Genomic DNA, 23,815 nt, shown 5'->3' with positions numbered 1-23,815 from the left:
TCATTTGATGCAGAAATCGGTGCAAGCAAGAAAAAATCGCATAATTAGTGCAATGAGTGGGCAATTCCAATCGGAGTTGCCCATTTTTAAAACAAACAGAAATACAAATCGGAATTTGGAGGGGAATAACATGAATAGATTTGGTGTAAAGCTAATTCTTTCAATCGTTTCTTTTTTGGCAGTCAATATCTGGCTTATAGGTAAGGGTGTAGCAAAGGGCGCTGCTGACTTTTTCATATCTGCAACGGTTGAGGAAACAATACTATTTATCATTTTACAGCTATTAGTTGTACTGATATATTTTATATATCCTCTTACGGTAAAAAAATATAAAATCATTTACTGGTCTGTATCTGAAGCCTTAGTCATTATTACAGTTCTCTTTTGGGGAATATTTATTGTCGGTCCGATTTGGTTAAAATAAGCAAATTTCAGTTTGTAGAATCAAGAAAATCGGAATTTATCAAGCTGTTAATTTTGAAAATTTCTTTGAAAATCTATTGACTCCTACGCAACGTAATAGTTTACGATATGTTTATCGAGAGGAGGAAATGACAATGATGACAGTGAATGAGGTAAGTAAATTAACAGGAATGAGTATACGCACTCTGCAGTATTATGATACCATTGGTCTCTTAAAACCTATTGAATATACAGAGTCAGGTTATAGGCTGTATGACGATACATCCTTGGAAAGGCTGCAACAAATTTTACTGTTTAAAGAATTGGAATTTCCGCTTAAGGAGATTAAAAAGATAATTGATGCCCCTAACTTTGACAGGAATAAAGCATTAGAGCAGCAGATTGAATTGCTTACTATGAAAAAAGAGCATCTTGAAAATCTTATTAGTTTCGCTCGAGGAATAAAAGGAATAGGAGTGAAATATATGGATTTTAAAGTATTTGATACAACAAAGATTGATGAGTATTCTAAACGAGCAAAAGAACAATGGGGACAAACCTCTGAGTATAAGGAGTTTGAAGAGAAAACAAAGAACTGGACGAAAGATGATGAAGCTACTGTTGCAAATGAGTTTATGCAATTATTTGTTGAATTCGGACAAATGAAAGAAATGGACCCAGAAGATGAACAGGTGCAGTTGCAGGTAAGGAAACTTCAGGATTACATTACAGATCATTTTTATACATGTTCTGATAAGATTTTATGCGGTCTTGGAAGAATGTATGCCGGTGGAGGAGAACTTACGGAAAATATTGATGATGTTGGAGGAGTTGGCACAGCAGAGTTTGCAAGTAAAGCTATTGATATATTTTATATGAGCGGAAGGTAAATTCCAGTAATACGCTCTGTTGATACGCTGATTTTTCTACGATATACTCCTTCAAAAAGGAGTGTGCTCTTATGGGTAGAGAAATTTATGACATCATCAATGACATGGCGGAAGTATTAAATGCATCGCAGATGGCAAAGGAGACAAAGAGAGGAAAGCATATTTTGATGCTAAGACCAAAATTCATTTGTTGAATTATATTGAATCAAGGACAGATAATAATATAGCGTTATTTGTGTCGTTAAACAAACCATACAGTAGACTTACTGAAAGCGGTGTGGAGTTACGATTACGAGAAATGGGGAAGAAGTTAGGTGTAGAAAAGGTACACCCACATAAGTTCAGAAGGACTATGGCCACCAGAGCAATTGAGAAAGGTATGCCGATTGAACAGGTACAGAAAATTCTGGGACATGAGCAAATAGATACAACGCTCAGATATGCAATGGTTAATCAAAACAATGTGAAGCTATCGCATCGAAAATATATTTCATAGATTGATTTGTAACGCAAAAGACGTTACAATAAAAGAAAGATGGAGGTGTATTCTATGGGAAAAACAGCAACATTAAATATAAGAGTAAATCCAGATGTAAAAGAAAATGCAGAAAGTGTATTGGCACAATTAGGGATACCAATGGCTACTGCTATAGATATGTATTTAAAACAAATATCATTAGTAGGAGGAATTCCTTTTTCTGTTGTATTACCAAAAGCGGCTAATTCAGTGAATGCAGATATGATGTCTGTTACACAGATTCATCAAAAGTTAGAAAAAGGATATGCCGATATAGAGAAAGGAAATGTTGAGGATGCAGCTAGTGCGTTTGTGGCATTTAGAGAGAGGCATTAATGAAGCACTATAAGGTAGAGATTACAAAAGAAGCTTTGCAGGATATGGAAGATATATACAATTATATTGCTATAGATTTGCTTGCTCCGGATAATGCAATGGGACAATATAATCGCATTGCTGATGAAATACTTACATTAGACACTTTCCCGGAACGATTTAGGATTATGGATTCTGAGCCGGAAAAGAGAATGGAGTTGCGTAGAATGCTCGTCGATAATTATTCAGTATTTTACACAATCCGTGACGAAAGGGTAATTGTAACGGATGTGTTATACACGGCATCTGATATAGAAGCACGTTTGAGAGGCGAGCTATAAAAGCACGCGTTTATTTGAATTTGTCGACTTGTTAATTTCCAATTTTTAGTGATAGGGAGATACACAATGAATGGTTTGATTATAAAGGTACTCAGCATAAGTATTGCGGTAGTAACCGTAGTATACTTGATTATTTATAAAGGAAATACCATGATTACAAAGATATTTAGCGTGTGTATTATAGCAGCAATGGTAATATACTGGATTGTTTATGAAAGAAATACAAGAAAGCGAAAAAAACAGGAATTACAGCGTGATGACTATTTATTTGCGAAAGAAAACGATTTGCCGTTACAGATAAATTGGAATGAGATAAATGACTTTTTGTCAGATTCCGGATATGGTGTAAATATGCCAATGGAGAATTGGTTTATGATGGATTGGGCGATACAGCCCTGTGTGGAGAATGGTATAAAAGAAGGAAAGTTTTCTATGAAAGGATTTCGAGTGTTACAAGCTTTAAGTAACGATATGAAACACATTTTTTATGATGTGAGGTTTAATTATGACCGTGGTCCGGATATAGAAGATAAAAATAGGAAGTACGAAGCCGTAAAAAAGGTGTTGGATACAAAATACGCCGGTTTGTCAGAAAAAGTACGGAAGAATATATATGACCAATTTGTTAAGATATATGAAAGAAAAATCTAATTACAATACAAAGGAGGAAGCCGTTGGTTTTTTAATGAATGAAACTAATCTTACATATGAAGAATGTTCTAAAGCCAACGATTTCCATATTAGACTAAATAAGAAAAATTAATATACAATTCCAGTTTATAGAGTTAAAAAATATAAGTTAAGGAGGCATGTATTATGAAAAAAGTAATCTATCTGCTTGTATTATGTATGGTGCTGGGAATGGCTGGATGTGGAACGAATCAAGAAAATAAAGAACCTGTGTCTGGAAATGTGTCCGTAGAAACAGAAAATAAAGAAAATGATGATGTAGTACAAAATGAGCAAATAGCAGATACTGGCTCATATCCTCCATGTGTTATGGTTGATGGTGTTATATATAAAGACACAGGATATGTAGCGTCAATGCCTGGTTGTGGAACAATGGATGGAGAAATTGTGTCAACAGTGGCAGGGACAGAGTTACCATCTGAAAATAATCAATCAAATTTCGGAAGCGGATATCATTATCAAAGGAGTTCTGAAGGTCAGCTCATAGTAGTCATTGATGACGAACGAATCATATTTAGAGATATTGAAAAAGATGATACGTCTATTCCAATAGAGGTTATCAATTTTAATGCAAAAGTAAAAAAAATTACCGATGATGGAGAACTTCTTGTAACGCATGTGAGTACAGCTGAAGGCTTTTGTCAGATGAATGATGGAGAGTATTATGTATCGGCAGAAAATTTAGCGGAAGATGTTCAGGTGGGAGATATCGTTACAATATGGTTTAATGGAATGATTCAAGAAACATACCCTGCTCAATTGGGGGTAGTTTATAGAATCATTAAAACACAATAATTAGTCAAATTCCAGTTTGTAGGGAACAACAGATAAGACAATTTTATAATAAAACAGCGTCAGAGCATTTATGTGTAAAAAGCATGAATGCTCTTTTTTGTGCATTTATGGATAAAGAACAGGAAAGCAGCTTTTGGACAAGTTGTCCAGAAGTTCAAATAAAAATGAAGGAGGACACCTGATGTATAGCAAAAATGGTATTCCGTGGGTAAGACCACCCACACATGACAGAAAGCACAAAAAAGCAAGGGGAGAGGAATTGGGATAAGCATGAATGTATTTGCAGTAGTGAAAGAAAATGTCACTGCAAGGCAGGTGGCTATGCAGTATGGCATCAAAATCAACCGGAGTGGGCTGGCTTGTTGTCCGTTTCATAAAGACAAGACTCCCAGCATGAAGATTGATAAGAGATACTATTGTTTCGGCTGTGGAGATACCGGAGATGCGATAGATTTTGTGGCAAAATATTTCGGGCTTGCACCAAAGGAAGCTGCAATGAAGATTGCATCTGACTTTGGACTGAATTATGACGCAACCAACCGGGCACCACCGAAAAAGATGGCACCAAAGAAAACACCGGAGCAGATACTGGATGAAGAGCAGAAGCAGTGTTTTTGTGTTCTGTCAGACTATTATCATCTGTTAAGGAAATGGAAAACAGAATATGCACTGAAGAGCATGGATGAGGAATGGCATCCCTGCTTTGTAGAAGCTCTGCAGAATATCAGTAAAGTGGAATATCAGCTTGATACTCTCCTTGAAAAGGATATCCCTGACAGAGCTTCTGTTGTTTCTGACATTGGAAAGGGGGTGAAGTCGATTGCAGGAAGAATTGAAGAGTATCGGAGAAGTCAGGGCGATGCTGGAGAGCACAGAAAAGGGAGAAGTCAGGAAAACAGTCGGTAACTATCGTCTGATTTTGATGAATGACCCTAATCTGCAGGGTGCATTCCGTCTGAACATGTTTACGGATAAAATCGACATTACAAGGGATTTGGGATGGTATCGTGAAAGCGACAGCCTGACGGATGTTGATTTGAAATTCCTTGTTGTCTACCTTGAAAAGCATTATGGATTATCCAACGAAAAGCGGATTGAGGATGTGATAAAGGTCGTGGCAAATGAAAACAGATACCATCCGGTTCTTGACCGCATCAATTCCATAACATGGGATGGCAGGGAGAGGATACGCTATGCACTGCATCATTTCTTAGGGGCAGAGGTCAGTGAGTACACCTATGAGGTAATGAAGCTTTTTATGATAGGGACGATAGCAAGAATTTCATGCCCGGGCATCAAGTTTGAAGTAATGCTCTGCCTGGTAGGTGGTCAGGGAGCCGGTAAATCCACTTTTCTGCGTTTCCTTGCCATGGAAGATGACTGGTTTACGGATGACTTGAAGAAAATGGATGATGATAATGTATACCGAAAAATACAGGGGCATCTGATTATAGAGTTCCCTGAAATGGTGGCAATTCTCAATGCCAAGAATGTGGAAGATACCAAGTCCTTTATGAGCAGACAGAAAGACACTTACAAGACCCCATACGACAGGCATCCCAAAGACCACAAGAGGCAGTGCGTGTTTGCCGGTTCATCAAATTCGCTGGATTTCCTGCCTATGGACAGGTCGGGAAACCGAAGATTTCTGCCTATTCTTTGCAATATGGAAGAGGCGGAAACTCATATACTCGATGATGAAAAGACATCAAGGGAATATATCGACCAGATGTGGGCAGAGGCTATGGAAATCTACAGGAGTGGCAAATGCCAGCTGAGGCTTCCGAAAGAGATGGAAAAAGAGCTTTGTGAGTATCAGAAGCAGTTTATGCAGGAAGATACCAAGAAAGAGCTGATTCTTGACTATTTGGAGCATTACGAGGGAAGCATGGTATGTTCAAGGCAGTTATATTCTGAGGCATTGGGAAATGACGGAAATCCGGCACAATGGGAAATTCGTGAGATTAATGACATTATGAATAACTGCAGTGATTGGATTGCCTTTAGTAATCCAAGACATTTTCCTGAACCATACCGCAGGCAGAAAGGATGGGAGAAGCCTGACAACAGAGGTCAGGATTTTCAACCGATAACCAAGGAGCAGATGGAGCAGTTATCATTGCCACCGGAGTGGATGGAGAGATAAATGCCTGATAGGTTGTCGGCTGGTTGTCTATCCCGTTGCCAACCCCGTTGTCGGTTCTATGTTCTATAAAACCTTATATTTACTATGTTTTTAAGGGATATATATAGTTCTGACAACGAAAGCAACGGAATATTTGAGAAAAAGTAAATTTAGGAAAAGTAACTATAAATAAAAGGAATTGAGAGTTTTTAGAGGTCGGTTGTCAGCTTCCGGTTGTCAGCTGAAAGAGGCTCTTCCTTACCAGGCAGACATAAAGGAGAACACAAATGGAGAATAGAAAATCACACACACCGGTAGCACTCAGAAAGCAGATAGGTGGCACAATGTATGTTGTGAGAGTGCATTTCAATGAGGATGCCGAAGAAAGCATGAAGGACAAGATAAAGAGGCTGATTGAGAATGATGTTAGGGCAAATCAGCATACGGCATAGGTAGAAAAGCATATGGAAAACTTGCATATATTGTGGTATAATTAGTATGTTCAATAAGAGCGAAAAATAAGAATATTCTTAACAGATGAATTTATGGAAGGGGGAATTTATCATGAGGAAGAATGTAAAAATCATTGTTGGTGTCGTTGTGCTTATTCTTGTACTCGTTGTTGGTTCTTTTGTAGGACTCATAATTAACCGTACCAACGACCATAAATTTGGGAGATATGTATCAACGGAAGGTCCTTGGGGAATGACTGCCACCTGGGTATCGGAGGACAGTGCCAGTTATCTTGTCTGCAAGAAGGAAAACGATGAACCGTTTGCCAATGTTACAGCCTATTTTCAGGGTGTGGACGGTTGGCAGGCCTATGAGTTGAATAGCATCGATAGAATTGTTTATCTGGACATTGTAAAAGATGGCGTTGTTGTTGACGGCACCAGCGGCTATATGAAATTTGATGGAACTACATTTACTATTACAGATCTGGACAAAGATACCTTTGGTGCAGATGAATTTCATTATGTCATTACCGATAAGGAGTTCAGTCCCGAATAAAGTGTCAAACCTATTCCAGTTTGGGCATGAGGTTGCCGAAAATCAAAAGTGAATAAAAATGACTTTATAGCCATTGTGGAGAAATCTACAGTGGCTTTTTTCATGCAATGAAATGTATGGGTACTAAAAAGTCTTTGACATTTTGTTTCAGGTAAGACAGCCAAGAGTATTCTGGTTTCCTGTGGTGCGAGACTTGCACCATTTGACATCAAGGAAGTCAGGGAGATAACAGCATATGATGAACTCGACTTAGGGGACATCGGTAGAAGAAAGACAGCATTGTTTGTCATTATTTCGGATACAGATGATTCCCTTAATTTTTTGGTATCAATCATGTACACACAGCTTTTCAATCTGCTCTGTACGATTGCAGACGATGAATACCATGGAAAGCTCCCGGTACATGTTAGGTGTATCTTAGACGAGTTCACAAACATCGGACAGATTCCGAAGTTTGACAAGCTGATTGCAACCATACGAAGCAGAGAGATATCGGCTTCCATTATCCTACAGTCTAAGGCACAGTTAAAGTCAATTTATAAGGATAACGCAGAGACGATCGAGGGTAACTGCGATACATTTCTGTTTTTAGGTGGCAAGGAAAAGTCAACATTAAAAGATCTGTCGGAAGTGCTGGGTAAGGAAACTATTGACACATACAACACATCTGATACCAGAGGAACATCTCAGTCCTATGGTCTGAACTATCAGAAACTTGGACGAGAGCTTATGAGCCAAGACCGCCTGGCTCTTATGGATGGCGGCAAATGTATATTGCAGGTGCGTGGAGTAAGACCGTTCTTTTCAGATAAGGTTGATATAACCGCACACGAGATGTACAAAGAGCTTTCGGATTTTGACAAGAAAAATCAATTTGATATTGAGAAATATGTTTCCGAATATGGCAGACCGAAGTTTTCCAAGAAGGATAAGTTCATAGAACTTGACCTTACCGGAGTGAAGTATCCGGATGATCTGGTGAACTTTGCCATAGAGGAAGCCGGGATGATGAAGAAAGCAGAGCAAAACGAAGCAGCGGCTTTACAGTAAAAAGAATAAATGAGGGGAGAACCCTTCATGTGTGTATTTGCCGCTGCTCCTGATCTATCACCACAATAGACCGCTCTTATTATATCACGGAGGGTCGAAAAATAAGAGATTAAAAGGAGATTATTTATTATGAATTTACTTATGAATTATGCCATGACTGCCATGTCAGGCTCTAACTTACTTTCAAGTGTTGCGTCATTTTTTGCTTCACACAAGCTGCTTGCAAACCTGCTTATCCTGCTTGACTATACATCGTTCCTTACAAGCGGTGTATCAGCACTCAAGGTCGTTATCATTGCAGTAGGCGGTGGTCTTGCAGTTCTTGGCGTTGTAAATCTGCTTGAAGGTTATGGTAATGATAACCCGGGTGCAAATGCTCATGTACGGTAGAGAAGCACAAGACATGGATAGCCAGCCCTGCCACTATTCCGAAGTCAGGGGAACGCAATAGAAAAATTCATAGCTGTATGCTATACTTAATTAGCATTTGAACATATCAAGCTGACACAGCAATCTCTTTGCTTGCCGTTAATGCGCGTCTACCAATAGTCCGCAGAAAGCAAGAGTAGCGTAAAGGTATAAAAATTTCAAACTTCTTTGTAACGAAATTCCGATTTCTCCGTCTAACCTATGAAGCTGAAGGAGGTGATGACAAGTATGGACTATGAAAAGCTCTATAAAGCCTACTATTTACAGGTATACTCGTATACTATTTCTCTTGCTAAAAATCGTGAGATAGCAGAGGAAATCACGCAGAACACATTCTATAAGGCTGTTTCTACAACATCACAATTCAAAGGTAAGTCAGATGAATTGACATGGCTCTGCTCCATAGCAAAAAATCTTTACCATGATGAAATGCGAAGCCGTCAGCGAGTAGCTGATGTGAGTGAAATCAATGACTTGCCATCAAATGAAAATGTTGAGAACTCAGTTACAGATTCTGACATGGCGTTCCGCATACACCTCGTTCTTCACCGTTTGGAAGAACCATACAAAGAAGTCTTTCAGCTTCGCGTATTCGGGGAACTATCTTTTTCACAAATCGCTGCAATTTTTGGAAAAACAGAATCATGGGCGAGAGTTACTTATCATCGTGCAAAGCTAAAAATTCAAGAAAGGATGGATGAAAAGCATGAGTAAACAATGCGATATTGTTCGAGATATTCTTCCGCTGTATGTTGACGGTGCTTGCAGCGAAGCAAGCGCAGAGATGGTAAAAGAGCATTTGAACGCCTGTGCTGACTGTAACGCAATTTATCAGAAATTGCTTTCTCACACGAGCGAAGATGTTCTTCACGAAGAAAGCGAAAGCGTTATTATGCGCCATGAGGCAAAAGAAAAGCAGAGAGGCAGAAAAAAGATAACGATTGCTGTTCTCGTTTCCATCGCTCTTTGTATCATTGCAATTTTTACAGCTCTCTTTCTGTTACCTATAAACATTGCTTATGAGCCTGTCAAAATCGACTTCCCATTTGAGGTTGAAGATGTCGAAAACGTTGAAATGTACCACTATGACGGAGTGCCTGCATCAGCAGAAAAGAAAGTAGTTGTTGCTGAAAATGATATAAAGACCCTGTATGATAAGTTCAAGGGCTTATCCCTAAAAGACAAAACGACTGAGGAAACTGCCGGAGCAGATGTGACCAGCTTTAGATTTAACCTCTCAGATGGAACAAGCTACGATTTGATTTACGCCTGCTATGGGGTTAAAAACGGCGAATTGAAGTCAGCAGCAGGCGGTTTTAAGTATTTCACAAGTGCGGATATCGGCTCTTATTGGAACAATTTGAATACGGAACTTGAGGCAATTCCTATCAATGAGAGTGAATTGCCGTGAGCAGATAGCAAACCCAGCCGAGCCTGTCAACGGTCAAGATGAACGGCGCAAATGCGCCGCCGTTGACAGCCCCGCCCGTCTTTGCTGTTCGGTAATCAAGAGGGCGACAGCACAAGATGCTGCCGCCCTCTGCCATTATTCAGAAAGGGGGATTTTCCATGACCGAACACGAAAAGTATCAAGAACATATCCGGCATACACACGATGCCTTTTGCAAGACTGTTATTCGCCACGCTGCCATAGACGCAGCCCGGAGCATACGGAGCCGCCGCAAGCGGGAAATCTCGCTTGAATATCTGATAGAAGAAAAACACTATCCATTCAGTACCACAGATAAATACTTTGCGGAGCAATCCGGCATGACCAGCTATCCGCTTTTCGTCTGTGGTCAGATGGTGCTTTTGGAAAGTCCAGAGCTTGCCGCAGCCCTGTCCGCACTATCACAGATGGAACAGGAAATCATTTTCTTGTACTACTTCCAACGATTGACGCATAGGGAGATTGGACGGAGATATGGACGGGCTGGCAACACAACCGGGCGGCGTATTCAGATGATTTTACGGCGGCTACGGGCAGAGTTGGAGGGTTTGTCCTATGAGCCAGATACTTCCCTATGAGACAATCGTTAAGGCAAGCGAGGGCGACCCGGAAGCTGTTGCCGCCGTCCTATCCCATTATGCGGGATATGTCCGCTCTTGTGCGAAAATGGACGGACAGATTAACACGGATGTGCAGGAGCATATCGTCAGGCAACTGATAGAAAGCCTGTTGAAGTTCCGCTTTGACCGCTAAACAGAAAAGTTGTATAATTAGAGCCTGACAAATTAAACTTCAATGAGGGTAGAGCAAATGGAACAGATTATCAATTATAGAGACATACCCACAGATAAAAGGATTGACATATTAAATGCTCTTGAGCGAATAGGTTTTTTTCCGGCATACGGCGGCGTGAGAACAATGCAGCAAATTATGGAAAAGTCAGTTCCAGGTTCAGGCCCACAATTCTATTTCGTTTTCCGTGAAAATGAGTTGATAGGGTACAATTTTCTCATTGGGGACACTAAGAAATATAAAGCGTTCCCATGGCTTGCTATTAGCAATATGGATGAGCAGAAGTTGACTGTTTGTGAAGAACTGATGAAAATACAAATTGCCTTTTTTGAAGATCTCGGAATGCAAAAGATAGCAGATCATTGCGTTAGGATTATGGAAGATTACAGAAAAGGAATTGGAAAGCGGAAAGAAAGCGATTGCAGATAAATTCCATTTGAAAAACGGCTGACAATTTAATACCGCCGCCCATCACAGCGGCAGATAAGCAGTAAATCTTGAAAAGGTTTACTGCTTTTTTTGCGCCCATTTTCAAAAATCTTTGGCAAACCACACCACCGGATTGTTGTAGGGAGCAGACAGGGAAAACAAAAAAATTTCCGTGCGTTTGCCAAAACGCCCCCTTTTCACCGTTGTAGTGGTGAACAGCGGGCAGAACACGCCGCCGCAATCGCTATATTGGTGGAGCAAGCCAGTATATCCGCAAACCAGAGCCGCCGAGGAAAGCGGTAGTTTTTTAGAGCAAGATTCTACCGCAGTACCAAATTTCGCTTATCGCTCATTTTGTCCTTGCGGGAATCTTGTTGGGGAGTGCCTTCCCCAAACCCTGCTTATGCGGCTTACGCCGCTTGAAAAATTCCCGCAAATTCTTTTCGGATTATTTCAAAAACAGTTCCGCTACACACCCCGTTTTTCTCCTATTAGTGAGAGGACACCACGCACAGAAAGGAGGTCAACCACCTATGAAACGATATAACATGCCCCACCGCAGCAGGGTAGTCAAGACCCGGCTGACCGATGAAGAATACGCCGACTTTACCGCCCGGCTTGCCCCTTATGGTATGAGCCAGTCCGAATTTATCCGGCAAGCCATTACACGGGCAACCATACGCCCCATTGTTACCGTTTCCCCGGTCAATGATGAATTGCTTGCCGCTGTCGGGAAGCTGACCGCCGAATACGGCAGGATCGGCGGCAACCTCAATCAGATTGCCCGGTATCTGAACGAATACGGCGTACCGTATAACGCCCTGTCCGGCGAAGTCCGAGCCGCCATTTCCGACCTTGCAGCCTTGAAGTTTGAAGTCTTGCAGAAAGTGGGTGAAGCTGTTGGCAACATTCAAACATATCAGCTCTAAAAATGCCGACTACGGAGCAGCGGAAGCCTACCTCACTTTTGAGCATGACGAGTTTACCATGAAACCCACCCTTGATGAAAACGGGCGGCTTGTTCCCCGTGAGGGCTACCGCCTTGCCACGCTGAACTGCGGCGAAGAAGATTTTGCTGTTGCCTGTCTGCGCTCCAATCTCCGCTATGGCAAGAACCAAAAACGGGAAGATGTGAAATCCCACCACTATATCATCAGCTTTGACCCACGGGACGGAACGGACAACGGTCTGACCGTTGATAAGGCGCAGTCGCTGGGCGAGGAATTTTGCAACGAGCATTTCCCCGGACACCAAGCCATTGTCTGCACCCACCCGGACGGGCACAATCACTCTGGCAACATTCATGTGCATATCGTCATAAACAGCTTGCGGATTGAAGCCGTCCCGCTTCTGCCCTACATGGACAGACCAGCGGACACGAAGGACGGCTGCAAGCACCGCTGCACAGACGCAGCTATGGAATATTTCAAGTCCGAAGTCATGGAGATGTGCCACCGGGAAAATCTGTATCAGATTGACCTTTTGCATGGCAGCAAGAACCGAGTGACCGAGCGTGAATACTGGGCTCAGAAGAAAGGGCAGCTTGCCCTTGATAAAGAGAACGCCGCCAGAGAAGCCACCGGACAGCCGACCAAGCCCACCAAGTTTGAAACGGACAAGGCGAAGCTGCGCCGGACGATACGGCAGGCACTTTCCCAAGCTGCCAGCTTTGACGAGTTTTCTTCCCTTTTGCTGCAGGAGGGTGTGACCGTCAAGGAGAGCCGGGGGCGGCTTTCCTACCTCACGCCGGACAGGACGAAGCCTATCACAGCCCGGAAGCTGGGGGACGATTTTGACAAGGCTGCTGTCCTTGCCCTGCTTACGCAGAACGCCCACAGAGCCGCCGAACAGACCAAAGCCATACCGGAATACCCACACACCCAAAAGGGACGCTTGCAGGAGGAAAAAGCCGCAAAAACCACCCCGGCAGACAACACCTTGCAGCGCATGGTTGACCGGGAAGCCAAGCGAGCCGAGGGCAAGGGCGTGGGCTATGACCGCTGGGCGTCAAAGCACAATCTAAAGCAAATGGCAGCTACCGTTACCGCCTACCAGCAGTACGGCTTTTCTTCCCCGGAGGAACTGGACGAAGCCTGTTCTGCCGCCTATGCCGCCATGCAGGAAAGCCTTACAGAGCTGAAGCAGGTGGAAAAGACACTGAACGGGAAAAAGGAGCTGCAACGGCAGGTGCTTGCCTATTCCAAGACCCGCCCTGTCCGGGACGGGCTGAAACAGCAGAAAAACGCCAAGGCAAAAGCAGCCTACCGACAGAAGCATGAAAGCGACTTTATCATAGCAGACGCAGCCGCCCGCTATTTCAGGGAGAACGGCATTTCCAAGCTGCCGAGCTATAAAGCCCTGCAAGCAGAGATTGAAAGCCTTATCAAAGAGAAAAACAGCGGCTACAACGATTACCGGGCAAAACGGGAGGAATACCGCCGCTTACAGACTGTCAAGGGCAATATCGACCAGATTTTACGCCGGGAACGCAAGCCTGTGAAAAGGCAGGAACAGGAGCGATAAAAACCGCCCCAAAATGTACCCGAACCCATACAGAACAAGGGGGCTGCCCCGCACCCTATCCGCAATACCAAAGGATTTTTTAACGGGCTTACAGGGCAGAAAAACCCCGAAAATGATACCGAGATGATACAGAATTACCGCCGATACCGCCACACCAGCGGAAACGGCAGAAAGGAGCGCACCCATGCCAAGAATGAGCAAGAAACGGCGGCTGGAATGGTCTTTTTTCCTGCGGCAAGTAAAAGTCGGGAATACCACTTGCGACCGTATCACATACAACGACCTCTGCCGGGGCTGTACCCATAGCTGCAAGCAGAGCTTCCGGGCGGTTATCATACTCTGCCCCCACTACTACTCCAAACGCCGGAAAAAGGAGGACAGGGACAATGGCAGATAACCGCAAGTATTACTACCTCAAGCTGAAAGAGAACTTTTTTGACAGCGACTCCATTGTGCTGCTGGAAGATATGAAAGACGGGATTTTATACTCCAATATCCTCTTGAAGCTGTACTTAAAATCGCTGAAAAACGGCGGGAAATTGCAGCTTGACGAGCATATCCCCTACACAGCGCAGATGATAGCGACACTGACCCGCCACCAGATAGGGACGGTTGAGAGGGCTTTAGAGATTTTCCGGCAGTTGGGGCTTGTGGAGCAGCTTGACAGCGGGGCTTTTTATATGACCGATATTGAGCTGATGATAGGACAGTCCTCTACCGAAGCCGAGAGGAAACGGGCTGCAAGGCTGGAAAACAAGGCACTTTTACCGCCCCGGACAAAAGGCGGACATTTGTCCGACATTCGTCCACCAGAGATAGAGATAGAGTTAGAGAAAGAGATAGAGATAGAAAAAGAGAGAGAGGGAGAAACGGGACACCCCGCCCCCGCTGCTTATGGCAGATACAACAATGTGATACTGACCGATACAGAGCTTTCCGGGCTGAAAACAGAGCTGCCCGACAAGTGGGAGTATTACCTTGACCGGCTTTCCTGCCATATCGCTTCCACCGGGAAGCAGTACCACAGCCATGCAGCCACCATTTACAAGTGGGCGCAGGAGGACGCTGCCAAAGGCAAGGCTGCCCCGAAACAGGGCATACCCGATTATTCATGCAAGGAGGGCGAGAGCTTATGAAAAACGAGATTGAAGCTATGATTACGGACATTACAACCACTACCACCGAAGCGGAGGATTACACAGGCGAGGACGGGCTTTTATACTGCGGTAAGTGCCATACGCCCAAAGAAGCCTATTTTGCAGAGGGAAAGACTTGTTTCGGGCGTGACCGCCACCCAACAGACTGCGACTGCCAGCGGGCAGCCCGTGAAAAGCAGCAAGCCGCCGAAAGCCGACAGAAGCACCTTGAAAAAGTAGAGGACTTGAAACGCCGGGGCTTTACTGACCCTGCTATGCGGAACTGGACATTTGAGCATGACAACGGCAGAAACCCACAGACCGAAACCGCCCGCTTTTATGTGGAGAGCTGGGAAACCATGCAGGCTGAAAATATCGGCTACCTGTTTTGGGGAGGCGTGGGGACGGGAAAAAGCTACCTTGCCGCCTGTATCGCCAACGCCCTTATGGAGCAGGAAGTCCCGGTGTGCATGACAAACTTTGCAACGATACTGGGTGACCTTGCCGCCAGCTTTGAGGGCAGGAACGAATATATTTCCCGCCTTTGCAGCTACCCCCTGCTGATACTTGATGATTTTGGTATGGAGCGAGGGACAGAATACGGGCTGGAACAGGTTTACAGCGTGATTGACAGCCGTTACCGAAGCGGCAAGCCGCTGATCGCCACGACCAACCTCACGCTGGAGGAATTGCAGCACCCGCAGGACACGCCCCACGCCCGTATCTATGACAGGCTGACTTCCATGTGCGCCCCCGTCCGCTTCACGGGCAGCAACTTCCGAAAGGAAACCGCACAGGAAAAGCTGGAACGCTTAAAGCAACTGATGAAGCAGCGAAAGGAGAGCCTATGACAGAAACGAAACAGACAAGCACCACCAAAACAGACCGCCGCCCGGACTGTGTGACGGAAATCCGCATGGGCAACTCCGTCCTTACCGTTTCCGGCTTCTTCAAGCAGGGCGCAACCGACACCGCAGCCGACAAGATGATGAAAGTGCTGGAAGCGGAAGCTGCTACACAAAAAACGGCGATTTGACCGACCATAAAGAAGCAGATTTGACGCTTTTGCCGCTATACAGACAGCCGCCCCATGTGGTACAATCAAGGTACGGAATAGTGGGGCTGGCTGTCGGAAACGGAGGATTTTATGTTAAGACAGACCAACCAACAACCAATTACCGCCCTTTACCCAAGACTATCCCATGAGGACGAGCTGCAAGGCGAAAGCAATTCCATTTCCAATCAGAAGCGTATCCTTGAAACCTATGCAAAGCAGAACGGCTTTTCCAATCTGCGCTGGTACACGGACGACGGTTATTCTGGTGCGAACTTTCAAAGACCCGGTTTTCAAGCCATGCTTGCGGACATTGAAGCCGGAAAAGTCGGGACAGTTATCGTAAAGGATATGTCGAGGTTAGGGCGAAACTACCTGCAAGTGGGAATGTACACGGAAATGATTTTCCCACAGAAAGGTGTCCGCTTCATCGCTATCAATGATGGAGTGGACAGCGCACAGGGCGACAATGACTTTGCCCCGCTGCGGAATATCTTTAACGAATGGCTGGTGAGAGATACGAGCAAGAAAATCAAAGCAGTAAAACGCTCAAAAGGCATGAATGGCAAGCCCATCACAAGCAAGCCTGTGTATGGCTACCTCATGGACGAGGATGAAAATTTCATTATTGACGAGGAAGCTGCACCCGTAGTCAAGCAGATATACAACCTCTGTCTTGCCGGGAATGGTCCGACCAAGATAGCCCGTATGCTCACAGAGCAGCAAATCCCCACGCCGGGAACGCTGGAATACCGCAGGACGGGCAGCACCCGCCGCTACCACCCCGGCTATGAGTGCAAGTGGGCGACCAATACCGTAGTGCATATGCTTGAAAACCGGGAATACACAGGCTGTCTGGTAAATTTCAAGACAGAAAAACTTTCTTACAAAGTCAAGCACAGTGTAGAAAATCCCCCGGAAAAGCAAGTGATTTTCGAGAACCACCACGAGCCTATCATAGACACCCAAACATGGGAACGGGTGCAGGAGCTTCGCAAACAGCGCAAACGCCCAAACCGCTATGATGAAGTGGGTTTGTTCTCCGGCATACTGTTCTGTGCGGACTGCGGCAGCGTGATGTATCAGCAGCGATACCAGACGGACAAGCGCAAGCAGGACTGTTATATCTGCGGCAACTACAAGAAACGCACCCATGACTGTACGGCGCACTTTATCCGCACCGACCTCTTGACCGCTGGTGTACTCTCCAATCTGCGGAAAGTGACCAGCTATGCGGCAAAGCATGAAGCCCGGTTTATGAAACTCTTGATTGAGCAGAACGAGGACGGGGGCAAACGCAGGAACGCCGCCAAGAAAAAGGAACTGGAAGCCTCCGAGAAACGCATAGCCGAGTTATCCGCTATCTTCAAGCGGCTGTATGAGGACAGCGTGACCGGGCGCATATCAGACGAGCGTTTCACAGAGCTGTCGGCAGACTATGAAGCAGAACAACGGGAGCTGAAAGAAAGAGCCGCTGCTATCCAAGCGGAGCTTTCCAAAGCACAGGAAGCCACCGTGAACGCAGAAAAGTTTATGAATGTTGTTCGGCGGCATACCAGCTTTGAAGAACTTACCCCTACTCTGTTGCGGGAGTTTGTAGAGAAAATCGTTGTGCATGAGTGCAGCTATGACGAGAACAAGACCCGTAGGCAGGACATTGAGATTTATTATTCTTTTGTTGGCAAGGTGGACTTGCCCGAATAACCGCCCGACCTATCCGACACAAGAGCTAAGTGCCGGATAGGAACGGCAAAATTTTTTACATTTCTATTGCTTCTTTATCACACATTAGCAAAGTCACAGGGCATGAAGCAGTTTATGGCGGGTGCCGGTGTTATGCTGATTGGTGCGCTTCTTGTACCAAAACTTAAGGACCTTATCCCAGCAAAGGTATTCGTGTTAATGCTGTTGCACCTGGGATTACAGAAACTGATATGATGAAAGCTGTGCCAAAGGAAGTTATCGAACCTATGATTGAAAGAATTCCATTGCGTCGTCTTGGACAGCCAGAAGATATTGCCAATGCGTTTGTGTTTCTTGCTTCAGATGAGGCGAGTTACATTACAGGTGTTATATTAAGTGTAGATGGTATGGCAAGAAGTTAATTTAATGTTGTATGGTGATGTAATCACGGAAAACAAATGAAATTAAGACTATAATAAAGCTACAAAAAGAAAAAGATAAGGAGGACTGTAAAATGTCTGCTATTAATATCAATAAAAATAATTTTGAGAACGAAGTACTGAATTCCGATAAAACCGTTCTTTTAGATTTTTGGGCATCTTGGTGTGCGCCTTGCCGTATGGTAGTACCTATTGTAGAGGAGATTGCAGGTGAGCGTAGGGATATTAAAGTTGGAAAGATTAATGTAGATGAAGAGCCTGAACTGGCAAATAAGTTCAGTATTATGAGCATTCCGACTTTAGTGGTTATGAAGAATGGGAAGATTGTACAGCAGGTTTCAGGGGCGAGATCTAAGAATGCGATTTTAGAAATGCTTTAGAGAGGTGTGCTAATGGGATTTTTTAATTTCTTTAAACAGTCGAATATTAATCAAGGCATAGAAGAATATAAAAGGACTGCTGGTGCAGTTCTGCTGGATGTCCGTACTCCGCAGGAATATCAGGAAGGACATATACCAGAAAGTAAAAATGTGCCGTTGCAGCAACTAGACAATATTGTTTCTGTAGCGAAGAATAAGGATATCCCTCTGTTTGTATACTGTTATTCCGGTTCCCGGAGCCGTCAGGCAACTGGGATGTTGCAACGAATGGGATATTCTAAAGTAAATAATATCGGTGGCATTGCAGCTTACTCAGGAAAGGTGGAAAAATAAGATGAAGGTAATAATCGTAGGAGGTGTAGCAGGAGGAGCTACAGCCGCAGCAAGAATACGCAGACTGGATGAACATGCAGAAATTACTGTGTATGAAAGATCCGGATACATATCCTATGCGAATTGTGGGCTTCCATATTATATTGGAGACGTGATTACAGATCCGGAAGCACTTACACTACAGACACCAGAGAGTTTTTTTAAACGCTTCCGTATTAACATGAAAATTCATCATGAAGTTATCTCAATACATCCCGAATGTAAAACTGTTTCAGTGAAGAATTTAGAAAACGGTGAAATATTTGAAGAAAACTATGATAAGCTAATCCTATCTCCAGGTGCAAAGCCTACACAGCCGAGACTTCCCGGAGTAGGTATTGATAAACTTTTTACACTTCGTACTGTAGAAGACACTTTTCGGATAAAGGAATATATAAATAAGAATCATCCAAAATCGGCTGTATTGGCAGGTGGCGGTTTTATTGGTCTGGAACTGGCAGAAAATTTGAGGGAGCTTGGCATGGATGTTACGATTGTCCAGGGGCCTAAGCAGCTGATGAACCCTTTTGACCCGGATATGGCATCCATGATCCATAATGAAATGAGAAAGCATGGGATAAAACTGATACTGGGCTATACAGTAGAAGGATTTAAAGGAAATGACAACGGAGTGGAGGTTCTGTTGAAAGATAATCCATCCCTTCAGGCTGATATGGTAGTTCTGGCAATCGGAGTCACACCAGACACAGTATTAGCAAAAGAAGCCGGTCTGGAACTTGGCATCAAGGAAAGTATTGTAGTGAATGACAGAATGGAAACCTCTGTACCGGATATTTATGCTGCAGGTGATGCAGTTCAGGTAAAACATTATGTTACGGGTAATGATGCGCTGATTTCTTTGGCAGGACCGGCCAATAAACAGGGCAGAATCATCGCTGATAATATTTGTGGCGGTGATAGTCGTTACCTGGGCAGTCAGGGAAGCTCCGTTATAAAAGTGTTTGATATGATAGCAGCCACTACAGGTATCAATGAAACCAATGCCAAAAAGTCAGGATTAGAGGTAGATACAGTAATTCTTTCTCCTATGAGTCATGCCGGTTACTATCCTGGTGGAAAAGTGATGACCATGAAGGTGGTTTTTGAAAAAGAAAGCTATCGTTTGCTTGGCGCTCAGATTATTGGATATGAAGGAGTTGATAAACGTATTGATGTGCTGGCAACAGCAATTCATGCGGGGCTGAATGCAACCCAGTTGAAAGATCTGGATCTGGCATATGCACCACCTTATTCTTCTGCTAAGGATCCGGTAAACATGGCTGGATTTATGATAGACAATATTGCAAAAGGGACATTAAAGCAATGGCATTTGGAAGATATGGACAAGATTTCTAAAGATAAAGATGTGGAGTTGCTAGATGTGAGAACTGTAGGTGAATTCAGCAGGGGGCATATAGATGGATTCAAAAACATACCTGTAGATGAACTGAGAGAACGAATTAGTGAAATTGAGAAAGGAAAGCCTGTGTATCTGATATGCCAGAGTGGTCTGCGCAGTTATATTGCGAGCCGTATTCTGGAAGGAAACGGTTATGAAACGTATAATTTCTCTGGCGGATTCCGATTCTATGATGCAGTGGTCAATGACCGTGCGCTGATTGAAAGGGCATATGCATGTGGTATGGATTATTAAAAAATAATCACGATATTTTTATAATTTTCTTATAGCATAAAAAGATCCCCCATTTATTAGAATGACTTTCATAATTCTGATAAATGGAGGATTCTTCTTTATATGTTACAGAAAAACAGTTTTATGACCTTTGGAGTGTTTCCAGTCTTTTTGGATCAAGGATTGTGATTTTGCCCCGGGAGAGTTTGACGAGACCCTCGCCTTGAAAGTATCGAAGCATTCGAGTGATAACTTCCCTGTGGGAACCAAGATGGTTGGCGATAGTTTCGTGAGTGATTTTCAATTCATTTGTTTCTTCGATAGAGGTCTCTTCTAAAAGAAATGAAGCAACACGCTTATCCAAACTCTTCCACATGATTTGTTCAATCAGCCACATGACATCAGAAAAACGAGTAGCCATTAACTCATTGGTATAGTTTGCGACAGGAGCAGATTCATTCATGATGCCCTTATAGATTTCAGCAGGGATGATCCAAAGATCAGTATCTTTTTCTGCCTCAATGGTTACTTCAAATTGAATGGATCGTATGATACATGAGGCAGATAAAAGACATATATCCATATCGAACAGACGGTAGAGTGTAATCTCTCGTCCTTCATCTGATAATATATAAGTTCGAAGCTGCCCGGATTTAACCAGTAATAATCCGGTACAATCCATGTTCCCGTTGTGAATGATTGTTCCTTTTTTCACATGCTGTGTGATCAAATTGTCTGAAATTAGTTTTTTCTGTGCTGTATTTAAGTCATTCCATAGTGGAAAATAATTTTCGAAGCTCATAATAGTTATCTCCTTTATGAACATAGTATACTTGCTTTTTTAAGATGCGTCAATCGAATAATTGACATATGCCCTTTATAGGACTATTATATAAGAAAAGCGAGAAAGGAGCAATTTCATGCCGAGACCAGTAAAATGCAGAAAAGTCTGCCATTTCCCAAATGTTTTAGAATTCCTTCCGGCAGATGATACTGAGAAAAAAATGCCCATTGTTCTGACGGTAGATGAGTACGAGACAATCCGTCTTTTGGACAAGAAAGGTTACAGTCAGGAGCAGTGTGCGGAATCTATGCAGATCGCAAGAACGACGGTCCAACGGATTTACGAGATTGCCAGAAAGAAAATAGCAGATGCTCTCATTGATGGACATCCGCTTAAAATTGAGGGTGGGGATTTCATAATCTGTGACGGTCAGAGCAGCGACTGTAGCTTTGGAGGATGTTACAATCATGAGATTTATCAAAAATATGCAGTAGAAAAAGGAGAAGGTATCATGAGAATAGCAGTAACATATGAAAATGGACAGATTTTCCAACACTTTGGACACACAGAGACATTTAAGATTTACGATGTAGAGGAAGGAAAAGTGCTACATTCAGAAGTAGTAGATACGAATGGAAGCGGACATGGTGCATTGGCAGGAGTTCTTAATGCATTAAATGCCGATGTTTTGATCTGCGGCGGAATCGGAGGAGGTGCTCAGACTGCGTTAGCGGCAGCGGGTATTAAGCTTTTTGGCGGAGTTTCAGGAGATGCGGATAAAGCAGTAGAAGCTTTTATCAATGATACGCTTGATTATAATTCGGATGTGAAGTGTTCTCACCATGAGCACAACCATGAGGAAGGACATACGTGTGGTGAGCATGGATGCGGAAGCCATAGCTGTCATTAAGAAGAAAAAAATACAACACGAAAGGATGCGTCAAGGTAATGCCAGAATTATCGTGATACATCCTTTTGTATTTGGAATGATTATTTTTCTTTCACTACTTGTCGAAAGTAATGGATGGAATGTACAATATTGTTAATGATCCAGAGATATTTATTTTGGAAACAGCTTAATCAATTTGGAGGTATAAAATGAAAGCACATAAATATTGGTCAATCGGAGCAATAGTTACAATGGTTGGAACTTTTTATACAGGATATAAAGGGTTAAAAGCAGCACACAAATACTTTGCATTTGGCTCTCTGATATGCTTGATTATGGCAGTCTATTCTGGTCATAAAATGATTTCTGGCAATAAGAGGACAAGAAAACAGATGGGAATGAAAGAAGTGGAGGAATAAAATATGTTAGAAGTAGGAAAAAAAGCACCGGACTTTGAATTGCCGGATCAGAATGGAGAAATGCATAAATTAAGCGATTATGCAGGAAAAAAAGTGATCCTATATTTTTATCCAAAGGATAATACACCAGGATGTACGAAGCAGGCATGTGGCTTTTCTGAGCGTTATCCACAGTTTAATGAGAAGGGAGCTGTTATTCTCGGAGTGAGCAAGGACTCTGTAGCGTCTCACAAGAGATTTGAAGAAAAATACGGACTGGCATTTACGCTATTAGCAGACCCGGATCGTAAAGTTATTGAAGTATATGATGTCTGGAAAGAAAAGAAAAATTATGGAAAAGTATCTATGGGTGTAGTAAGAACTACTTATCTTATTGATGAGCAGGGAATCATTATAAAGGCAAATGATAAAGTCAAGGCGGCAGATGATCCTGAAAATATGCTTAAGGAATTGGCATAATGAAGATTATTTTATCACCTGCAAAAAAGATGATTGTAGATACCGATAACTTAGCACCGGTTGAACTGCCTGCCTATATTGATAAGACAGCAGAAGTATTAAACTGGATGAAAAGCAAATCAAAAGAAGAACTGAAAGCTATCTGGAAATGTAATGACAAGATTGCAGAGCAAAACTTTAACAGATTGGAAAATATGAATCTTTATAACAGGCTTACTCCGGCTGTTTTAGCATATGAAGGGATTGCATTTCAATATATGGCACCATCTGTGTTTGAAATCCAGCAGTTTGAGTATTTGCAAAATCATTTAAGAATCTTGTCTGCGTTTTATGGCATTTTAAAACCAATGGATGGTGTGACTCCTTATCGTCTTGAAATGCAGGCAAAGGTTGGAATTGGAGATGCAAAAAATCTGTATGAGTACTGGGGAGAATTGTTATACCGCTCAGTAATCGATGACAGTAGGATTATCATTAATCTTGCATCAAAAGAATACTCAAAATGTATAGAAAAGTATCTGACACCACAGGACAGATATATTACGATTGTATTTTGTGAGTTATCCGGAGATAAATTGGTAACAAAAGGTACCTATGCCAAGATGGCTCGTGGTGAAATGGTCAGATTCATAGCGGAAAATAATATTGAAAATCTGGTGGAGATTCAGAAATTTGACAGACTCGGATACTCGTTTAGGTCTGATTTATCTTCAGATTCAGAATATGTATTTGAACGCAAAATAAAATAGTTATTCAGCTAAAAGATGTTCAGTTTGGCAGCTTTTATAATAATGAGAATTATTACTA

Annotated in this window: 32 protein-coding genes and 3 pseudogenes; 34 read left to right on the top strand and 1 reads right to left on the bottom strand. The window is 42.9% G+C overall.

Translation table 11 applies throughout. The features are described 5' to 3' along the window. Positions 1-130: 130 nt before the first annotated feature. From DWY07_RS10795 to DWY07_RS10635, 30 genes and pseudogenes are all read left to right on the top strand, one after another. Entirely contained in the window at positions 131-424 is a 294-nt protein-coding gene (locus DWY07_RS10795; protein WP_004853536.1) for a hypothetical protein, read from the top strand. Positions 425-557: 133 nt separating this feature from the next. Beyond that, positions 558-1,292 carry a MerR family transcriptional regulator gene (locus DWY07_RS10790; protein WP_008402212.1) on the top strand — a complete coding sequence of 245 codons (735 nt, stop codon included), beginning with the start codon at positions 558-560 and terminating at the stop codon, positions 1,290-1,292. A 118-nt stretch (positions 1,293-1,410) separates the two neighbouring features. Further along, positions 1,411-1,788 (top strand): annotated as a pseudogene (locus tag DWY07_RS10785) (site-specific integrase); the annotation flags it as partial. Between the two features lie 54 nt (positions 1,789-1,842). Next, on the top strand, positions 1,843-2,145 hold the full coding sequence (locus tag DWY07_RS10780; RefSeq protein WP_172681925.1) for a type II toxin-antitoxin system RelB/DinJ family antitoxin: 303 nt from the start codon (positions 1,843-1,845) through the stop codon (positions 2,143-2,145). Further along, complete coding sequence (locus tag DWY07_RS10775; RefSeq protein WP_008402216.1) at positions 2,145-2,465, top strand: type II toxin-antitoxin system RelE/ParE family toxin; 321 nt, start codon at positions 2,145-2,147, stop codon at positions 2,463-2,465. Before DWY07_RS10780 ends, DWY07_RS10775 begins: the two co-directional genes overlap by 1 nt. 66 nt (positions 2,466-2,531) lie before the next feature. Next, positions 2,532-3,116, top strand: coding sequence for a hypothetical protein (locus DWY07_RS10770; protein ID WP_117823065.1), 585 nt, complete (start codon positions 2,532-2,534; stop codon positions 3,114-3,116). A gap of 165 nt (positions 3,117-3,281) precedes the next feature. Beyond that, on the top strand, positions 3,282-3,950 hold the full coding sequence (locus DWY07_RS10765) for a hypothetical protein (RefSeq protein WP_117808631.1): 669 nt from the start codon (positions 3,282-3,284) through the stop codon (positions 3,948-3,950). Between the two features lie 270 nt (positions 3,951-4,220). Next, the gene (locus DWY07_RS10755; protein WP_008402222.1) at positions 4,221-4,856 is read left to right on the top strand and encodes a CHC2 zinc finger domain-containing protein; all 636 of its coding nucleotides are present in this window, start codon (positions 4,221-4,223) and stop codon (positions 4,854-4,856) included. A 16-nt stretch (positions 4,857-4,872) separates the two neighbouring features. Then, complete coding sequence (locus DWY07_RS10750; RefSeq protein ID WP_008402223.1) at positions 4,873-6,096, top strand: virulence-associated E family protein; 1,224 nt, start codon at positions 4,873-4,875, stop codon at positions 6,094-6,096. A 266-nt stretch (positions 6,097-6,362) separates the two neighbouring features. Further along, positions 6,363-6,527 carry a transposon-encoded TnpW family protein gene (locus tag DWY07_RS10745; RefSeq protein WP_004853612.1) on the top strand — a complete coding sequence of 55 codons (165 nt, stop codon included), beginning with the start codon at positions 6,363-6,365 and terminating at the stop codon, positions 6,525-6,527. Positions 6,528-6,639: 112 nt separating this feature from the next. Then, positions 6,640-7,086 carry a hypothetical protein gene (locus tag DWY07_RS10740; protein WP_226801020.1) on the top strand — a complete coding sequence of 149 codons (447 nt, stop codon included), beginning with the start codon at positions 6,640-6,642 and terminating at the stop codon, positions 7,084-7,086. 147 nt (positions 7,087-7,233) lie between these two features. Continuing rightward, positions 7,234-8,136: pseudogene (locus DWY07_RS10735) on the top strand (TraM recognition domain-containing protein); the annotation flags it as partial. A 129-nt stretch (positions 8,137-8,265) separates the two neighbouring features. Then, entirely contained in the window at positions 8,266-8,526 is a 261-nt protein-coding gene (locus tag DWY07_RS10730) for a Maff2 family mobile element protein (RefSeq protein ID WP_008402226.1), read from the top strand. A gap of 240 nt (positions 8,527-8,766) precedes the next feature. Continuing rightward, on the top strand, positions 8,767-9,279 hold the full coding sequence (locus DWY07_RS10725; protein WP_055185245.1) for an RNA polymerase sigma factor: 513 nt from the start codon (positions 8,767-8,769) through the stop codon (positions 9,277-9,279). Then, the gene (locus DWY07_RS10720) at positions 9,272-9,976 is read left to right on the top strand and encodes a zf-HC2 domain-containing protein (protein WP_005946129.1); all 705 of its coding nucleotides are present in this window, start codon (positions 9,272-9,274) and stop codon (positions 9,974-9,976) included. The genes DWY07_RS10725 and DWY07_RS10720 overlap by 8 nt, the downstream gene beginning before the upstream one ends. Positions 9,977-10,092: 116 nt before the next feature. Beyond that, on the top strand, positions 10,093-10,593 hold the full coding sequence (locus DWY07_RS10715; protein WP_003533431.1) for a sigma factor-like helix-turn-helix DNA-binding protein: 501 nt from the start codon (positions 10,093-10,095) through the stop codon (positions 10,591-10,593). Then, the gene (locus DWY07_RS10710) at positions 10,571-10,768 is read left to right on the top strand and encodes a helix-turn-helix domain-containing protein (protein WP_117465429.1); all 198 of its coding nucleotides are present in this window, start codon (positions 10,571-10,573) and stop codon (positions 10,766-10,768) included. The genes DWY07_RS10715 and DWY07_RS10710 overlap by 23 nt, the downstream gene beginning before the upstream one ends. A 42-nt stretch (positions 10,769-10,810) precedes the next feature. Then, positions 10,811-11,236, top strand: coding sequence for a hypothetical protein (locus DWY07_RS10705; RefSeq protein ID WP_117823063.1), 426 nt, complete (start codon positions 10,811-10,813; stop codon positions 11,234-11,236). 533 nt (positions 11,237-11,769) lie between these two features. After that, complete coding sequence (gene mobC / locus DWY07_RS10695; protein ID WP_009255338.1) at positions 11,770-12,165, top strand: plasmid mobilization relaxosome protein MobC; 396 nt, start codon at positions 11,770-11,772, stop codon at positions 12,163-12,165. After that, on the top strand, positions 12,137-13,759 hold the full coding sequence (locus DWY07_RS10690; RefSeq protein WP_117823242.1) for a relaxase/mobilization nuclease domain-containing protein: 1,623 nt from the start codon (positions 12,137-12,139) through the stop codon (positions 13,757-13,759). Before mobC ends, DWY07_RS10690 begins: the two co-directional genes overlap by 29 nt. A gap of 184 nt (positions 13,760-13,943) precedes the next feature. After that, positions 13,944-14,156, top strand: a complete 213-nt coding sequence (locus DWY07_RS10680) for a hypothetical protein (protein ID WP_058966390.1) — start codon at positions 13,944-13,946, stop codon at positions 14,154-14,156. Continuing rightward, complete coding sequence (locus tag DWY07_RS10675; RefSeq protein ID WP_006555734.1) at positions 14,146-14,895, top strand: phage replisome organizer N-terminal domain-containing protein; 750 nt, start codon at positions 14,146-14,148, stop codon at positions 14,893-14,895. Before DWY07_RS10680 ends, DWY07_RS10675 begins: the two co-directional genes overlap by 11 nt. Beyond that, positions 14,892-15,746 carry an ATP-binding protein gene (locus DWY07_RS10670; protein WP_009255551.1) on the top strand — a complete coding sequence of 285 codons (855 nt, stop codon included), beginning with the start codon at positions 14,892-14,894 and terminating at the stop codon, positions 15,744-15,746. The genes DWY07_RS10675 and DWY07_RS10670 overlap by 4 nt, the downstream gene beginning before the upstream one ends. Further along, complete coding sequence (locus tag DWY07_RS10665; protein WP_002569233.1) at positions 15,743-15,931, top strand: transposon-encoded TnpW family protein; 189 nt, start codon at positions 15,743-15,745, stop codon at positions 15,929-15,931. Before DWY07_RS10670 ends, DWY07_RS10665 begins: the two co-directional genes overlap by 4 nt. Before the next feature lie 111 nt (positions 15,932-16,042). Beyond that, positions 16,043-17,653: a recombinase family protein gene (locus DWY07_RS10660; protein WP_117500105.1), complete on the top strand. Its 1,611-nt coding sequence runs from the start codon at positions 16,043-16,045 to the stop codon at positions 17,651-17,653. 29 nt (positions 17,654-17,682) lie between these two features. Next, positions 17,683-17,820, top strand: coding sequence for a hypothetical protein (locus DWY07_RS13470; protein WP_242997343.1), 138 nt, complete (start codon positions 17,683-17,685; stop codon positions 17,818-17,820). A 15-nt stretch (positions 17,821-17,835) separates the two neighbouring features. Beyond that, positions 17,836-18,054 (top strand): annotated as a pseudogene (locus DWY07_RS10650) (SDR family oxidoreductase); the annotation flags it as partial. Between the two features lie 92 nt (positions 18,055-18,146). Further along, a complete protein-coding gene (gene trxA / locus DWY07_RS10645; protein ID WP_008402246.1) occupies positions 18,147-18,452 on the top strand; it encodes a thioredoxin in 306 nt (101 codons plus the stop codon). Between the two features lie 12 nt (positions 18,453-18,464). Further along, entirely contained in the window at positions 18,465-18,785 is a 321-nt protein-coding gene (locus tag DWY07_RS10640; RefSeq protein WP_117808620.1) for a rhodanese-like domain-containing protein, read from the top strand. 1 nt (position 18,786) lies between these two features. Continuing rightward, on the top strand, positions 18,787-20,478 hold the full coding sequence (locus DWY07_RS10635) for an FAD-dependent oxidoreductase (protein WP_008402248.1): 1,692 nt from the start codon (positions 18,787-18,789) through the stop codon (positions 20,476-20,478). Between the two features lie 121 nt (positions 20,479-20,599). Here the strand turns inward: DWY07_RS10635 and DWY07_RS10630 are convergent, their stop codons facing one another. Beyond that, complete coding sequence (locus tag DWY07_RS10630) at positions 20,600-21,259, bottom strand: Crp/Fnr family transcriptional regulator (RefSeq protein ID WP_226801021.1); 660 nt, start codon at positions 21,257-21,259, stop codon at positions 20,600-20,602. Between the two features lie 118 nt (positions 21,260-21,377). Here DWY07_RS10630 and DWY07_RS10625 point away from each other — a divergent pair, with 118 nt between their 5' ends. From DWY07_RS10625 to yaaA, 4 genes are all read left to right on the top strand, one after another. After that, a complete protein-coding gene (locus tag DWY07_RS10625) occupies positions 21,378-22,151 on the top strand; it encodes a DUF134 domain-containing protein (protein ID WP_008402250.1) in 774 nt (257 codons plus the stop codon). Between the two features lie 188 nt (positions 22,152-22,339). Beyond that, positions 22,340-22,549, top strand: coding sequence for a DUF6219 family protein (locus DWY07_RS10620; protein ID WP_008402252.1), 210 nt, complete (start codon positions 22,340-22,342; stop codon positions 22,547-22,549). Positions 22,550-22,552: 3 nt separating this feature from the next. Further along, complete coding sequence (gene bcp, locus DWY07_RS10615; protein ID WP_117823059.1) at positions 22,553-23,008, top strand: thioredoxin-dependent thiol peroxidase; 456 nt, start codon at positions 22,553-22,555, stop codon at positions 23,006-23,008. Then, on the top strand, positions 23,008-23,757 hold the full coding sequence (gene yaaA / locus DWY07_RS10610; RefSeq protein WP_117823057.1) for a peroxide stress protein YaaA: 750 nt from the start codon (positions 23,008-23,010) through the stop codon (positions 23,755-23,757). The genes bcp and yaaA overlap by 1 nt, the downstream gene beginning before the upstream one ends. Positions 23,758-23,815 lie beyond the last annotated feature (58 nt).

It is taken from the genome of Clostridium sp. AF23-6LB, from assembly GCF_003461085.1.
GTDB classification, from domain to species: domain Bacteria; phylum Bacillota; class Clostridia; order Lachnospirales; family Lachnospiraceae; genus Coprococcus; species Coprococcus ammoniilyticus.
This window is presented reverse-complemented; position numbering and strand designations above follow the sequence as displayed.